We start from the raw sequence: 16229 nt of genomic DNA on the forward strand, positions 1-16229 counted from the left end.
CGCCCGCCAGAAGCCGATCGGGCCGCCGGTGCCCGCGTCCTGCAGCTGCACGTGCACGAGGCGCTGGCCGATCGAGCCGCGTCCGGCCTGCATCGCGGTGTAGACGAGCGCCCACGCGAACAGCACCAGGGCGATCACCGCGTACGCGAGCAGCGCGACGACCGCCAGCGCGGTGGGCGACATGCCCTGGCCGGCCCCGACGACGACACCGACGGCGATGCCGATCAGCACGGCCCCGATCGCATACGCGACCGCCGTGTCGATGGCGTACGCGGCGACGCGGCGCCCGGGCGACGCCGCGGTCTGGACGCCTGACGGGCTGTTGGTCATTCGTTCTCCTGTGCTGGGGGGTCGGTGCGCTCAGGCGTGCGCAGGGCTCCGCTCGCGTGGCGCGGCGGCAACGCGAATCGAGTGCCCTCGAGAAGGGTGCGGATGCTCAGGCGCGCGCGCAGACGGCGCCAGAACGAGCGGCTGCGGCCCATCCCCCCGACGAGCGCATCCACCTCCGACCAGAAAGCGTCGATGTCGGCGGGTGTCGGCTCGGTCGGCCCGAACACCTCGACGTCGGCTCGGTGTGCAAGCACGGCCACGCGGGGCTCGGCGAACGCGGCGGTCAGCACGCCGGCATCCTCCTGACGCGTCGCACCCGGACGCACCGGCGCCCCGAGATCCGACGCGCGGTCGACGAGCTCGTCCCACCCGCCGCTGATGCGGTCGGACGCGCGCTCGGCCTGGCGGCGCTTGCGCCGACGCGCCGCCTTGAGCACGCCGATCACGATGAACGGGGCCAGCAGCACTGCGAGCACGGTCAGCGCACCGGTGCCGATCGACAGGATCATCCACAGCAGCGCGGCGTCGAAGCCGTCCTCGTCCTCGGACCCGCGGTCGTCGGCCGCGGTCGGCGGCAGGTCGACCGGCTCCTGCGGGGGCGGCGGGGGCTGCAGCACCTGCGGCTTGGGGTCGGCCCTGGGCTTCGTGGTCTGATCGCTCGGGACCTGGTCCTCGGGCGGAGTGGGGTCGAAGGGCACCCATCCGGCCTTGTCGAACGCGACCTCGACCCACGCGTGCAGGTTGTCGCCGTTGGCCTCGAAGGCGCCGGCGCCCGCCTGGTCCTCGTCCGGATAGAAGCCCATGACCACGCGCGCCGGGATGCCGAGCTCGCGGGCCATCAGCGCCATGGCAGTCGCGTACTGCTCGTCGTCGCCCACCATCTGCTCCGACCCGAGCAGGGTCGAGATGCGCTCGGCGCCGTGGCCCGCACGGGACAGCGGCTGGCCTTCGAGGCCGTGGCTGAAGAACCCGTCCTGCGACAGGAACTGCTGCAGCGCCCGCACCTGCTCGATCGGCGTCGAGGCCTCGGCCACCGTGGTCGACGCGAGGTCGGCGAGGTCCTTCGGCACGCCCTGCTGCTTGGGCAGCGACACCGGCGCGAACTTCTGCTTCGCGAGCTGCTCGTCGCTGGGCACCTCGGGGATCACGCTGTCGAGCGTGTACGCGTCGCCCTTGCTGAGCCCGGCGGTCACCACTCCGGTGTCGGTCGACTCGTTGTAGTGGGCCGTGCGACGCAGGTCGTCGGCGTTGTCGCCGTCGAACGTGATGCTGCGGACGGCGCCGGCGTCCGGCATCCACACGCCCTCGAGGTCGCCGATCTCGACGCGCACCGTCGCCTCGACGCCCTTCGCGTCGGCCGACATGTTCGTGCGCGCCTGCGAGAACGCGCCCGACGAGCCAGCGCCCTTGTCGGACACGTTGTAGACCATGCCGTTGTACTCGTCCATGGTCGCCAGGCGCACGCGCGCGTCCTTGGGCAGACCGCTGACGGTGAACAGGGCGTCGTCGGAGTGGTCGCGCACGTACGCGCGGTAGGACTGCAGCGGGCTGGCGTACTCGCGGATGTCGAACGGCGGGATCACCACGTCGCGCAGCACGTAGCGGGGCGACTGCGGCGCGGCGAACGCGCTCGTCGCGACGCCCACGACGCCGGCGAGCGCGACGACTCCGGCTCCCATCAGCACGCGCCGCACGGCGGCGCCGCGGGACGGCGCGGCCTCGCCGACCGAGACGGCGGCGGCCTGCGGCTGCCACGCCTGGCGCAGCGCGAGCCACACGATCGAGACGAGGCCGAAGACGACGCCCTGGACGACGGGCGCGAACGGCTGCGAGGTGCCGAGGGCGATCTCGGCCGCGAGGAACGCCCCCGCGGGGATCAGCGCCCACCCCGCGCTGCGCAGCCGCAGCGCGAGCGACGTCGTGAGGACGGCGGCCACCAGGGCGAGCAGGAACGGCACGACCATGTGGCCGTCGTCGGCCGCGACCGGAGCGATGGTCGTCAGCAGCTGCTTGAACGACATGACCGAGCCGAGCGCCAGCAGGCCGAGGGTCTGCACGGTGGGAACGACGCCGGCGACCGTCGTCGCCGGCAGGGCGAGTGCGCCCCCGAAAAGGAAGTAGGCCGCGATCGTCCCGGCAGCCAGGACGAGGACGCCCCAGCGGAACACCCTCCCCAGCACCGCGATCCCCATGCCCAGCGCGAGTCCGCCGAGGCCCGCGACCAGGTAGCGCGGCCCGTCGAACGTCGGCCAGAACCCCACGATCGGGATCAGCAGCAGCACCGCGACGGCCGCGAGGTCGAGCACCCAGCGCCGCAGCGACAGCGGCTCGGGAGCGGGACGCGGGCTCCTGGGCTCTCGAGCGGAGCGAGGGGATGCTTCGTCTCGTCCCTCGCTCAGCACAGGTGCCGGCGGCTGCGGTGCGGGGGCGGTCATGCGAGCACCTTCCGCAGGGCGAGGGGCAGCTGTTCGAGCGCGCCGACGGTGATGACGTCCGCGTCGCCGATGCGACGCAGCGCCGGCGCCGTTCCGGCCGGGGCCACGACGACCGCCAGCACGCGGGCGCCGAACGGGAGCCGACTGCACGCGGTGCGCAGGTCGTTCGCGTCGACCTTGCTGCCGCACACCAGCACGACGACGCTCGCGAGGGCGAGCGTCGCGGCGACGGAGCCGGCGAGCTCGACGATGCCGCCGGCGCGCGCACGGGAGTGCTCCAGGCCCGACAGCGCGTCGAGGAACTGCTTGCCCGTGGCCGCGGGCAGCGCACGCTCCTGCACGCGCACCTCGACGCGCTGCGAGTCCCGCAGCGCGCGCAGGCCGAGCGATCCCGCCACCGAGATGCCGAGCTCGAACTCCTCGTCGTCACGGTAGTCGGCGGGGCTCGTCGACAGGCCGATCACGAAGTGCGAGCGCCGCGTCTCTTCGTACTGGCGCACCATGATGTGCCCGGTGCGGGCGGTGGACTTCCAGTGCACGTGACGCAGATCGTCGCCCGCCTGGTACTCGCGCAGCGCGTGGAACGACACGTCGTCGGGCGACAGGTCGGTCGCCGGAAGACCCTCGAGGTCGCGGAGGAACCCGAGCGACTGCCCGTCGAACAGCACGGTGCGCGGGTGCACGAACAGGTCGACCGGCTCGTCGCGGCGGTGCACGCGCTCGAAGAGGCCGAGCGGATCGCCGCGCACGACGCTCACCGGGCCGACCTTCACGACGGCCCGCCGCGACGTCGGGATGGCGAACAGCTCCTCGGCCTCTTCGCCGGGCGCCAGACGGTGCACGTCGAAGACGCCGCGCCCGTGGCCGACGGGCAGCACGACGCGCGAGGGCAGGATGGCGCGGGTGCCGGTGTTCGACAGGGTCAGCGCGCCGACGGCCCGCTCCCCCACGACCACGCGCGTGCGGTTGAGGTCGAGCGACACGTCGTACGCCGTGCGTCCGATGAGGAACAGCAGGCACAGCAGCAGCGCGGCGCCGATGACGACGGCCGTGACGGTGAGCTCCCACCAGCCGAGCGACTGCCCGGCGATCCACAGCGCGATCGTGGCGACGATGAGCACCCAGGCGACGGGGCGCACGACCCCGAACACGCGGCCGAGCACGCGACCGCCCGCGCGCAGCACCGACAGCGCGAGCTGTCCGTACCCCGCGCTGCGATCGGTCGCCGCGACCTGCGACCCGAGTGCCTCCGTCGCCATCAGGCCGCGGACCTCGCCTGTGGCGCCGCCACCGACTCGAGCACGCGGGCGATGACCGTCTCTGCGGAGGTGCCGCCGAACTCGGCCTCGGGGTCGAGCACGATGCGGTGGGTCCACACCGGGCCGGCCAGCGCCTTGACGTCGTCCGGCAGCACGAAGTGGCGGCCCTGTGCGGCGGCGAACACCTTGGCGATGCGGATCATCGCGAGCGAGCCGCGCACCGAGACGCCCAGGCGCGTCGCCTTGTCGTCACGCGTCGCCTCGGCCAGCTGCGCCGTGTAGCGCAGCACGGCGGGGTCGACGTGCACGGTTCCGGCGAGGTCGGCCATGTCGGCCACCGCGCCCGTGGTGATGATCGCCGGCAGGTGCGCCGACGGGTTGCGGTCGGCCGCGCCCGCCAGGATGCGCTCGGCGACGGCGAGGTCGGGGTAGCCGATCGACGTCTTCACGAGGAAGCGGTCGAGCTGCGCCTCGGGCAGCTTGTACGTGCCGGCCTGCTCGATGGGGTTCTGCGTCGCGATCACGAGGAACGGGCGGCCCACCTCGTGCGCCACGCCGTCGACGGTGACCCGCGACTCCTCCATGACCTCCAGCAGCGCCGACTGCGTCTTCGGCGACGCGCGGTTGATCTCATCGGCCAGCACGATCGACGCGAACACGGGGCCGCGGTGGAACTCGAACCGGCGCGACGTCTGGTCGTAGATCGTGACGCCCGTCACGTCCGACGGCAGCAGGTCGGGGGTGAACTGGATGCGCGTGCTCGTTCCCTGCACCGTGGCCGCGAGAGCCTTCGCGAGGCTCGTCTTGCCGGTGCCCGGCGCGTCCTCCAGCAGCACATGCCCCTCGGCGAGCATCGCCGACAGCACCAGCCCGACGACGTCGCGCTTGCCCATCAGCGCCTGGTCGACGTTGTCGACAAGTCGCGCGAAGGTGCCCTGGAACCAGGCCGCCTGTTCAGGGGTCATCGTCATGTGAGTCTCGTTCTCTCGTTGCGTCGTGTCGTGTTCGTGAAGAGTGGATGCCGCACAGCTACCACGTGATGCTCTTGGCGTTGCCCCAGCCGTCGATGCTGACCCACGCCGTCTCGCCCGGATCGCCGAAGTAGCACCCCAGCTGCACATAGCCGCTGCCGTTGGAAGAGACGTTCAGCGTCTTCGAACCCCAGGTGCCGCCGTTCGATCCCGTGGCGTTGCAGTGGACCGTGTAGCTGCCGGGCGAGAAGTTGTCGACCGAGACCGTCATGTAGGCGCACGAGTAGTTCGAGCAGTTCGGCTGGCCCTGCGCGTTGCCCGCCTTGCCGGTCTGCGCGCTCGGCTGCGGCTTCGCGACGGTGGTCGCGGAGTCCTTCGCGATCGCCGACCACTGCCCCTCGGTGTCCATCGCCTTCACCTGGATCGTCCCGGTGTGCGAGTAGCCGTAGTTGACCGTCCGGCTGCCACTGCGGCCGACGTTCTCCCACCCGTTGCCGATGTTGATCTGCATCACCTGGATGCTGCGGCCGTTGTCGGCCGGCGCCGACCATTCGTAGACGATGCTCTGGCCGCTTGCCGTGGCCTTCGCGCCGGGTGTGTTGACCGGCCCGTACGGCCTGACCGTGTTGGACGCGGCCGACTCCGCACCCGTTTCGCTCGCCCCGCCGACGGTGGCGATGGCACGCACGCGCACGTTGTAGTCCGTGCCGTTCGTCAGGCCGGTGATCACCCGGTTGCCGGGCATCGCCCTCCAGGTACCCGAGCTGTTCAACGAGTACTGGTAGCTGAGCTCGGTCGAGCTTGCACCATTGCCGTCGGCCGCGCCGTACGACACGGTCAGCGAGCGGTCCCCGACGGTGGCGGTCACGTTCGTGGGGGCCCCTGGGGCGCCGAACGCGCGTTCGGCGGACGACGCGGCGCTCCAGTTGCCCCAGCCCGCCTTGTTCTGTGCTCGCACCTTGAACGAATAGTCCGCTGTCGAGTTCGGCACGTTGATGGCTTGGCGAGTCGTGCTCCCGCTGACGTCGAGGGTGTTGGTCACCGCACCACCTCGAATCACCTGAACCTGGTACGCCGAGATCGCCGCCCCGTTGGTTGCCGGAGGAGTCCACAGGACTTCGAGCTGGGACTGGGTGCCCACCGAGTCCAGCCGGTTCGTCGTCGGCGCCGCCGGCGGCTCAGGCGCCTTCGCCGGCACCTCGCCGAGCGACCAGGGGCTCCAGCTCGACGGCTCGGGCGCCAGGTTCACCGCCTGCACCTGCACCTGATACGAGACGCCGTTCTCCAGTCCGGTCCACACCGTGGAGTTGCCCGTCACGCCCTTCTTGAGCGCCACGCCTGACGGCGGAGCCGGCGAGATCTGGAGGTTGAACGACTCGACGGGCGAGCCCGGGGTCGGCGGCGTGACCCACGAGACAGTGAGGCTCGCGTCGCCGAACGCCAGGGTCGGCGCCTGCGGCGTGTCGGGACGCGCGTCGGGGCGCGCCTCGGCCGAGGGGGCCGACGGGTCGGAGTCGCCCACGCGGTTGGTCGCGACCACGGTGAAGTTGTACTTCACGTTGTTCGTCAGGCCGTCGAGCGTGCACGTGGTCGACGTGCACTTCTTCGTGTAGGCCGCCGTGGTCGAGGTCACGGTGTAGCCCGTGATCTCGGCGCCGTTGTCGGCGGGCGGCGTCCACGACAGCACGACGGTGCGGTCCTGCACGCTCGACACGATCGGCGTGCCCGGCGTCGACGGACGCCCCTGCACGGTCAGGCGGATGCGACCCTCGACCTCACGGTCGACGTCGGTGGTGGCATCCTGAATCCGGTACCGGACCACCATCGTCCCGAAGAAGTCCTTGTCGGGCCGGACCTCGACCTTGTCGCCCACGACATCGGCGACACCGCTTCCGGTGTCGACGAGCGCAGCGGTCACCTTGAGCGGCTTGCCCTCCTGCTGGAAGGGGTTGAAGTCGTTGTCGAGCACGGCGACGGACTGCGTCTTGCCCTGGTGCGCCTCGTCGATCACGTCGTCGTTGGCGGTGGCCAGGGGGCGAGTGGATGCCGTCACGTTGACGGTCACCGAGCCCTCGATGGGCGCGGTCACGCCGTCGGTGATCTTCAGCTTGATCGTCGCGGCTGTGCCCTTCTTGGTGTCGGCCGCGGCGCTCACGCGCAGCTCGCCCCGCTCGATCGACGCTGACATCCCCGCCGGCGATCCGCCGACGATCTCGTACTTCATTCCCTCCAGGTCGTCCTTGTCGGGGTCGGTCGTGAGGGACTTCAGGTCGAGGGCCGTCGGCTCCTCGCCCGGCGCCACGTCCATCGCGCCGTTCGCGAACGACGGCTGCTGGTTGTCGGGCGGCAGTACCAGGATGGGCAGGGTCAGCGTCGCCTTGCGGCCCTCGGGGTCGTCAGGACCGGTGCCGTCCGTGACCTCGAACGTGATCGCGTCGTCGCCGAAGTAGCCCTGCGCCGAGGTGTAGACCAGCGTCTTCGCGTCCTTGATGAGGCTCGAGCCGTCGTTGTGGACGGCCGCGACCTTCGCCGCCTCGGTGATGATGACCGCGCTGCCGTCCGCCGCGCGGACGTGGTCGGCCAGCGGGATCTCGATCGTCTCGCCGCTCTTCACCTCGATCGGCTTGACCGTCGTCAGCACGGGAGGAAGGCTCGACAGGCCAGGCACGTGGATGAAGGCGGAGGCCGTGTTGCCGTCCTCGTCGGTCAGCGTGTACTGGATCAGCTGCGGCCCGTCGGTCAGTGTGACGCGGACCTTGCCGTCCGTCACCACGCGGGCCGAGGCATCCTTCACCGCCACGGTGAGCGCCTCGACGGTGCCGTCGGGATCCTCATCGTTCGCGAGCACCTCGACGTCGGTCACGCCCTCTTCGACGTCCGTGGCGCGCACGAAGTCGTCGCGGGCGATCGGCGGCTGCAGCGGCACGTCGTCGGCCACGGTGATCTGCAGCACGGCCGTCGCCTTGGCTCCGCGGGCGTCCTTGATCGAGTACTGCAGCGAGGTCTCGACGGGCTTGCCGGGCGCCGTGACCACGACGCGGTCGCCCTGCACCTTGGCCTTCAGGCCCACGCCGTCGGGCAGCACCAGGGCGTTCGAGACGAGGCCGAAGCGGTCGCCGTCCGGGTCGGAGTCGTTCGCGAGCACCGGCACCGCGACGGTGCGGCCGGGTCGCATGACGATGGTGTCCTTCACGGCGTACGGCGCCTGGTTCGCGGCCTCCGGCGGCGCGATGCCGACGCTGATCGTCGCGGTCGCCTCGGCACCCAGCCGGTCGCGCACACGATAGGTGAAGCCGTCGACGCCGGACGTGTCGCCGAACGCCTCGTACACGAGGTAGTCCGACCCGGTCTCGACGATGCGGCCCTTCTTGGGCGGCGAGTCGATGCCGACCAGCTCGACGGAGTCGCCGTCGGCGTCGATCCCGTCCAGCGGCACCGCGATGCGCACGCGGCTGCCCGTGAGCACACGCGACGTCAGGTCCTTCGGGCGCGGCGCGGCGTTGGTCTCGGGGTTCACCGGCACGACCTGGATCGTGATGTACCCGGCATCCTTCTGTCCGGTGCTGTCGACGACCTCGTACGTGACGTATGCGGTTCCCGGCTCGTCCGACGCGCGGAAGCGCACGGCGTCCTGCGAGACGAAGGCCTCGCCGCGCTCGGGGTCGGGCAGGGGCTCGACGAGGTCGGGAGCGACGTGGATCGTGTCGCCGTTCGGGTGGTAGTCGTTGTCGAGCACCGGGATCGTCACGACGTCGCCGGCGCGCACGACCGCCTGGTCGTCGTTGGCGACGGGCGGGCGCAGCTGCGCGGGTGCCGGCACCGGGATCACGATGACGTCGGCCTCGGCCTGCTTCGAGCCGTTCGAGATGCGGTACGAGATGCGCACCTGCTCCGACAGCGCGGCCTGGTCGGTGATGCGAAGGGTCTCGTGGTTGAGCACGGCGACGCCGATGCCCGCGTTGGACTCGACCGTCACCGACTGCACGACGAGGATGCCGCCGTTCGGGTCGCTGTCGTTCTGCAGCACGTCCACGAGCACCTCGCCGCCGGCCGGGAGCAGGGCGATGTCGCGCACGGCCACCGGCGGAAGGTCGGTCTCGGTCTCGTCGATGACGTCCACGCGCACGAGGCCGGGCACGGGCTCGACACCCGCTGCCACCAGGTACTGGACGTAGTACGTGCCGGGAGTGTTCGAGCTGAACGTGAAGGTCTTGTTGGGGTAGTCCGGGTTGATGGTCGCACCCGCGACCTCGTCGACGCGGGCCAGGCGCAGCGGCTCGCGCGTCGAGCTCACGTCGTTCTGCAGCGGCGACACCGTGGCCGTCTTGCCGACCCGTACGACGACGTAGTCGGCGTTCGTCACCGGAATGGTCGAGCCGACCGGCTTGACGTCGAAGCGAACGGCGCCCGCGCCGTCGTCGTTGCCGTCCGACACGACGACCGGCACCTCCTTGCGGCCCTGCGTGCCGCCCACCGCCCGGAAGGTGACGCGGCCGTCCGACGTGAAGTCCGACTCGTCGCCGTCGGACGCGTACGCGGACTTCAGGAACACGTCGTCGCCGTCGGGGTCGTACCAGTCCGGCAGCAGGTTGTACGTGACGGTGCCGCCCGCCTCGACCGCGACCGTCGTCGTGCGCTTGGCCTTGGGCGCCTCATTGACGTCCCAGCCGTGCACCGAGAGGCTGACGGTCGCGGAGTCGGTGCCGCCGCGGCCGTCGGTGATCTCGTACGTGAAGCTCGTGGAGCCCGTCGCGTCCTCGGGCACGGCGATCTGCAGCGCGCGGCCGTTGTCGACCTGCTGGATCTCGCCGAACGAGGGGCCGTCGCCGGTCACGCGCGCGGTGAGGATGTCGCCGTCGGGGTCGCTGTCGTTGTCGAGCACCGCCAGCATCGTGGTGCGGCCCGGACGCACGCCGAAGTCGTCATCGGTCGCCGTCGGCGGCGTGTTGATCTCGGACCGCTTGGGGAGCGTCGTCTCGGTCGTGTCTTCGGTCGTCTGCTCGTCGTCCTCCGAGTCGCCCTCGGGCGGGGTGATCTCGTCCCAGTTGTCGACGCGCTGCAGGTCGTCGACCGCCATCCACGTGGCGCCGCTGACGACGTCGTTCAGCACGATGACGTCCCGGTTCACCCGGAAGGTCAACACGGACGTCGGCTCCAGCCCCTTGACGTCGCTCTTCAGGTCGTCGGCGTCGCCCACGCAGTCGCGCACGAACCGGCCAGAGCCGCTCCACGCCGCGTAGGTGCACCCGTCGAGGTAGACGGGTGCCGCCGGGGCTCCCTCGCGCCCGGCATCCGTGGTCTTCGGCTTCGAGCCGTCGAAGGGCACGCGCACGAGCCCGCTGCTGGTCGACACGGCCACCGCGTCGGAGGCTGCGGAGGGCTGCTGCAGCTCGGTCGCCTCGGACACCTTCACCTGCGAGCCGTTCACGTACACGGTGCCGCTGTCGGAGTCGAGCACGACCGGCTGGTCGCCGACCACCGTGATCGAGGCCTTCGCGTCGTCCTTCAGCCCGTCGAGCGTGCGCGACTCGGGGTCGCCGGGCTCGCCCTCGGCGTCCGTGCGCACGACGACGATCTCGCCCTTCTCGGGCGACACGGCGTACACCGTCCCGTCGAGGCCGACCGCGACGTCCGCGCCCTTTCCGAGCTCGACGAGTGGGTCGGCGCCCTTAACCTTCAGCGTGCCGCCGGCCGGGGCGACCCACAGGCCGCCCTTCGCGGGATCGAGCACCGCGACCGTCTGGCCGCCGAGTGCGACGACGGCGGCGCCCGGCAGGTCCGCCGGCTCGGCGAGGGCGACGTTGGCGGGGTCGACGGTCGAGATCGTCGAGTTCTCGGCGTCGACCATCAGCACGGTCGCACCGGACTGCAGGATGTCGTAGTCCTGGCTCGGCGTGCGCAGCGCGCCGTCGAGCACCTCGGACTCGTGGTTGAAGTGGCCGACGAGGAGGCTCGACTGCTTCGTCACCCAGACGCCGCCGTCGTGGAGGTCGACCTCGGTCGTGGGCAGGCCGTCGTAGACGAACGCGAGGGTGGTGATGGCGACGGCGGCCGCACTGACCACGCCGGCGGACGCCAGCGTGCGCGGGCGCGCGCGCAACCACGCGAAGGACCTCATGGAACGTCAGCCTCCTGGGGACGGCGGCATCGTCGTCCGTGCGGCGAAGACCGGCGTGGGGCACCGGAATCGCACACCGAAGACGGGGATCCGGTACAGAATAGCCGGTCCACCTGGGAACCTCTGAGTCAGCTGATGGGGAGAATCACCCATCCGCCGACGAGCCGGTCACGCCCCTACGTACTCCCGCAGATGCTTCGCAGTGAGGGTGTCGGCACCGGCGACGAGGTCGGCCGGAGGTCCCTGGAACACGATCGCACCGCCGTCGTGACCGGCCCCCGGACCGATGTCGATGATCCAGTCGGCGTGCGCCATGACGGCCTGGTGGTGCTCGATCACGATGACGCTGTTGCCCGCGTCGACGAGGCGGTCGAGCAGCGCGAGCAGGTTGTCGACGTCGGCGAGGTGCAGGCCCGTCGTCGGCTCGTCGAGCACGTAGATCGCCCCCTTCTTGGCCATCGAGATGGCGAGCTTGAGGCGCTGCCGCTCACCGCCCGACAGCGTGTTGAGCGCCTGCCCGAGCGTCAGATAGCCCAGCCCGACGTCGATCATGCGGGTGAGGGTCGTGTGCGCGGGACCCTTCGTGAAGAACGTGGATGCCTCGTCGGCCGACATCGCCAGCACCTGGGCGATGTTCTTGCCGTCCAGCGTGTACTCCAGCACCTCGTCGCTGAACCCCGTCCCCTCGCACAGCTCGCACAGGGTCTCGACGCTCTGCGTGAAGCCGAGGTTGGTGATGATGACGCCGAGGCCGCGGCAGGCGGGGCACGCGCCCTCGGAGTTGGCGCTGAACAGGGCCGGCTTGACGCCGTTGGCCTTCGCGAACGCCGAGCGGATGGTGTCGAGCATGCCCGTGTAGGTGGCGGGACTCGAGCGGCGGTTGCCCTTGATCGGCGACTGGTCGACCACCACGACGTCGTCGAACGCGGGCACGTTGCCGTGGATGAGCGAGGACTTGCCGGAGCCCGCGACGCCGGTGACGACCGTGAGGATGCCGAGCGGGATGTCGACGTCGACGTTCTTGAGGTTGTGCTGCGTGGCGCCGCGGATCTCGAGGGCGCCCTTCGCTGCGCGCGTCGCGTCCTTGAGCTTCGCGCGGTCGTCGAGGTGTCGGCCCGTCAGGGTGCCCGAGGCGCGCAGACCGGCGACGTCGCCCTCGTACTGGACCTCGCCGCCGGCCCGGCCTGCACCGGGGCCGAGATCGACGATGTGGTCGGCGATCTCGATCACCTCGGGCTTGTGCTCGACGACGAGCACCGTGTTGCCCTTGTCGCGCAGCTGCCGCAGCAGATCGTTCATCCGCTGGATGTCGTGCGGGTGCAGGCCCGCGGTGGGCTCGTCGAAGACGTAGGTGATGTCGGTCAGCGCCGAGCCGAGGTGGCGGATCATCTTGGTGCGCTGCGCCTCGCCGCCCGACAGCGTGCCCGACGCCCGGTCCAGCGACAGGTAGCCGAGGCCGACGTCGACGAACGAGGCGATCGTCTGCCGCAGGCCGACCATGAGCGGCGCGACCGCGGGGTCGTCCACCGTGTCGAGCCACTCCGCGAGGTCCGAGATCTGCATGCTGGCGGCATCCGCGATGCTGATCCCGTTGATCTTCGACGACCGGGCGCCCTCGTTCAGTCGCGTGCCGCCGCAGTCGGGGCACGGCATGAACTTCACCGCGCGCTCCACGAAGGCCCGCACGTGCGGCTGGAGCGCGTCGCGATCCTTCTGCAGCATCGACTTCGTGATCTTGGGGACGAGCCCCTCGTACGTCATGTTGATGTTCTGGATCTTGACCTTGGTCGGCTCCTTGTAGAGGAAGTCGGCCAGCTCCTGCTCGGTGTAGTCCTGGATGGGCTTGGCCGGGTCGACGAAGCCGGACTCGGTGAAGCCGCGCACCATCCAGCCGTCGGCGTTGTAGCCGGGCACCTGGATCGCGCCTTCGGCGAGGGACTTGGTCTTGTCGTACAGCTCGTCGAGGTCGATGTCGCTGACCTCGCCCAGCCCCTCGCAGCGCGAGCACATGCCGCCGGTGATCTCGAACGAGCGGCGCTCCTTGACCTTCTTGCCGCCCTTGTCGAGCGTCACGGCGCCCGCGCCCGACACCGACGGGATGTTGAACGAGAACGCCTGCGGCGAGCCCACGTGCGGTTGGCCGATGCGGCTGAACAGCAGCCGCAGCATGGCGTGCGCGTCCGTCGCGGTGCCGACCGTCGAGCGGGCGTTCGCGCCCATGCGCTCCTGGTCGACGATGATCGCCGGGCTCACGTTCTCGAGCGCGTCCACATCGGGACGGCTGAGCTGCCCCATGAACTGCTGCACGAACGTCGGGTAGGTCTCGTTGATGAGGCGCTGCGACTCGTTCGCGATCGTCGCGAACACGAGGGACGACTTGCCCGAGCCGCTCACCCCGGTGAACACCGTCAGCCGGCGCTTGGGGATCTCGACAGAGACGTCCTTGAGGTTGTTCTCTCGTGCGCCGACGACGCGGATGACCTCGTGGGAGTCGGCGATGTGGGGCGCGGCGCTGCTCTCCCCGCCCGGTTGATGAGCCTGTCGAATCATGCGCACCATCCTGCCTGGCGACCCGGACATCCCGCTTCCTCAATCCTGCTCGATGCGGTCGCGTCCCATCCCGGAGCCGGCCACCCGCCCGTTGAGCGAGCGCCGGCGAGACGAGACGCCGCACGCCGCACGTCGGACCCGGCCGGCCCCGCGACGGTTGCGGGGCGCGGCGTTCTCGAGAGCGGCCCACGACGTTTCGTCTCGCTCGCTCAACGGCCGGGAGAAGGATGCCGCGGCGCGAGGCGACCGGGAGCAGGGACGCCGGGGGTCAGACGGCGCCGGCAGCCGACGGCTCGACCGCGAAGTTGTCGCGGAACACCGAGTCCGGGTCGTACGTCGCCTTGACGGCGCGCAGGCGCTCCAGCGTCGCGGGCGGGAACGCCTCGGCGATGCGCTCGGGGCGCTCCGACGAGTCGAAGCTCAGGTACATGCCCCGCGTGTGCGCGGCGAGCGATCGCCACGCGGCATCCAGCCGGTCGGGGTTTCCGCCGAGCGCGGCCACCGAGAAGTTCGCCGACCGGTGCGCGTACGCGGTGGCATCCTCCGCGACGTCGGCGACGGCACCGCCGACCGCCCGCAGCTGGAAGAACGGGACGGCGCCGGTGCGCAGCATCCCGTCGACCGCCTCGGCGAACGCGGGCGTCACGTGCTCGACGAGCGCCGAGCGCGAATGCGGCTCGCCGGCGCCGTGCTGCGGGCCGAGGTCGGCGTTCGCCATCACCTGCGCGTACGTCGTGAGCTGCACCTGCTGCTGCACGAGCGGCGCGAGCTCGGCGAACGGCTGCAGGCGCGCGATGATCGTGTCGGGGTCGTCGGAGTCCACGATGCCGTAGAGCTGGACGATCTGCGGCTGGCCCGGGCGAGGCCCGCCGGTCAGCAGGAACATCGTCATGTCGCGCGGCGACGACTCGACGATGCGCCCGTAGCCCTCGAGGAACGCCGGCACGTCGTCGACCTGGAACGCCAGCTGCGCGTGACCGACCTGCCCGACCTCGTCGACCTCGAACTCGAACGCCGTGACGATGCCGACGTTCGCCCCCGCGCCGCGGATCGCCCAGAAGAGCTCCGGGTGCGACGACGCGTCCGCGCGCACGACCGAGCCGTCGGCGAGCACCACCTCGGCGGCCCGCAGGTGGTCGATGGTGAGCCCGTGCTCACGCGCGAGGAACCCGATGCCGCCGGCGGTCGCGAGTCCGCCGACCCCGACCCCGCCGTAGTCGCCGGACGACAGCGCCCAGCCGTGCTCGCCGAGCGCGGCGGCGACCTGCGCCCAGCGGGCGCCGGGACCGATGCCCACGAGCCGGCGGTCGACGTCGAGCACCTCGATGCCGTTGAGCTGCCGCAGGTCGATGACGATGCCGCCGTCGTTGGTGCTGCGGCCGCTGATGCCGTGGCCGCCGCTGCGCACCGACAGCGGGATGGAGGGATGCCGTCGTGCGAAGCCGACCGCCTCCGCGACTTGCTGCGCTGTGGCCGGCTGCAGCACGATGCCCGGTGCACCGCCGCGCATGTACGTGGAGCGCACGTCGCCGTAGTCGAAATCGCCCGGCTCGACGGCGCGCAGGCCGGCGGGCAGGTCGTCGTACGCGATGCCCTCGCGCCGCGCGGCGAGCGCCGCCGCCGAGCGCACGGGAGCCGCCGTGATGCCGGCGGCGCCGCGCGCGGTCGCGACGAGCTCGCGCACCGCGGGCGCCACCTCCTCGCCGTAGAGCTGCAGCAGGTCGGGGTCGTCGGCGGCGAGGATGAAGGTGCCGATGCCGTCGTCGAGCGCGAGCTGCGCCAGGCGCTCGGCGAACTCCTGCGGGTCGGCGGCGAGCTGCCCGATGTTCAGCAGCCGGCGGATCTCGCGCGGGTCGCGGCCCGCGCCCTCGGCGGCCTCGTCGATCGTCGCGTTGCCGCGTGCGAGGTCGCCGGGCTTCAGGTAGCCGAGCGAGGGCAGCCAGCCGTCGCCCTTGCGCCCCGTGAGCGCGAGCATGCGGGGCTTGTACGCCCCGATGTGGATCGGCAGGTCGTGCGCGGGGCGCGGGCCGCGCTTGGCGCCGTGCACGCGATGGAAGCGGCCGTCGGTGAACACGCCGCCGCGCTCGTCGGTGCGCCACAGCGCGCGGATCACGTCGATGGCCTCGCCGAGCGCGGTGACGGCCTCGCCGGGTGTGAGCCGTCCGCCGCCCATGGCCTCGATGGCGTCCCAGAAGCCGCCGGCGCCGAGCCCGAGCTCGAAGCGCCCGCCCGAGAGCAGGTCGAGGCTCGCGGCCGACCGGGCGACGACCGCCGGCGGCCGCAGCGGCACGTTCAGCACGTTGGGCGAGATGCGGATCGTGTCGGTGCGCGCCGCGACGAACGACATCAGCGTCCACGTGTCGAGGAACGCCGGCTGGTACGGGTGGTCCTGGAAGGTGACGAGATCGAGACCGGATGCCTCGGCCACCTGCGACAGCAGGACCGGCGCCTCGGGGGCCGCGGCCGAAGGGGTGATGAACGCGCCGAACTCGAGCGCGTGTCCGTAGTCCATGTAGAGCCTCCGCGAACGGCAACCGCCGGCATCCACTGTTCATTCCACCGCATG

Annotated in this window: 7 protein-coding genes; all 7 read right to left on the bottom strand. The window is 71.3% G+C overall.

The features are described from left to right. Nucleotides 1-330 (bottom strand): RDD family protein (locus tag JNB62_RS17655; protein WP_220302213.1); only part of this gene is annotated, 330 nt, incomplete at its 3' end. Further along, nucleotides 327-2765 (bottom strand): transglutaminase-like domain-containing protein, encoded by a 2439-nt coding sequence (locus JNB62_RS17660; protein WP_223231243.1) that lies wholly within the window; start codon nt 2763-2765, stop codon nt 327-329. The genes JNB62_RS17660 and JNB62_RS17655, both read right to left, overlap by 4 nt. Further along, nucleotides 2762-4024: a DUF58 domain-containing protein gene (locus tag JNB62_RS17665; RefSeq protein ID WP_220302214.1), complete on the bottom strand. Its 1263-nt coding sequence runs from the start codon at nt 4022-4024 to the stop codon at nt 2762-2764. The genes JNB62_RS17660 and JNB62_RS17665 overlap by 4 nt, the downstream gene beginning before the upstream one ends. Continuing rightward, nucleotides 4024-4995, bottom strand: a complete 972-nt coding sequence (locus tag JNB62_RS17670) for an AAA family ATPase (protein WP_220302215.1) — start codon at nt 4993-4995, stop codon at nt 4024-4026. The genes JNB62_RS17665 and JNB62_RS17670 overlap by 1 nt, the downstream gene beginning before the upstream one ends. 58 nt (nt 4996-5053) lie before the next feature. Beyond that, entirely contained in the window at nt 5054-11113 is a 6060-nt protein-coding gene (locus tag JNB62_RS17675) for an Ig-like domain-containing protein (protein ID WP_220302216.1), read from the bottom strand. A gap of 168 nt (nt 11114-11281) precedes the next feature. Then, on the bottom strand, nt 11282-13663 hold the full coding sequence (locus JNB62_RS17680) for an ATP-binding cassette domain-containing protein (protein ID WP_220302217.1): 2382 nt from the start codon (nt 13661-13663) through the stop codon (nt 11282-11284). Between the two features lie 268 nt (nt 13664-13931). Continuing rightward, complete coding sequence (locus JNB62_RS17685) at nt 13932-16175, bottom strand: LLM class flavin-dependent oxidoreductase (protein WP_220302218.1); 2244 nt, start codon at nt 16173-16175, stop codon at nt 13932-13934. Nucleotides 16176-16229 lie beyond the last annotated feature (54 nt).

It is taken from the genome of Microbacterium jejuense, from assembly GCF_019511665.1.
Taxonomy (GTDB): domain Bacteria; phylum Actinomycetota; class Actinomycetes; order Actinomycetales; family Microbacteriaceae; genus Microbacterium; species Microbacterium jejuense_A.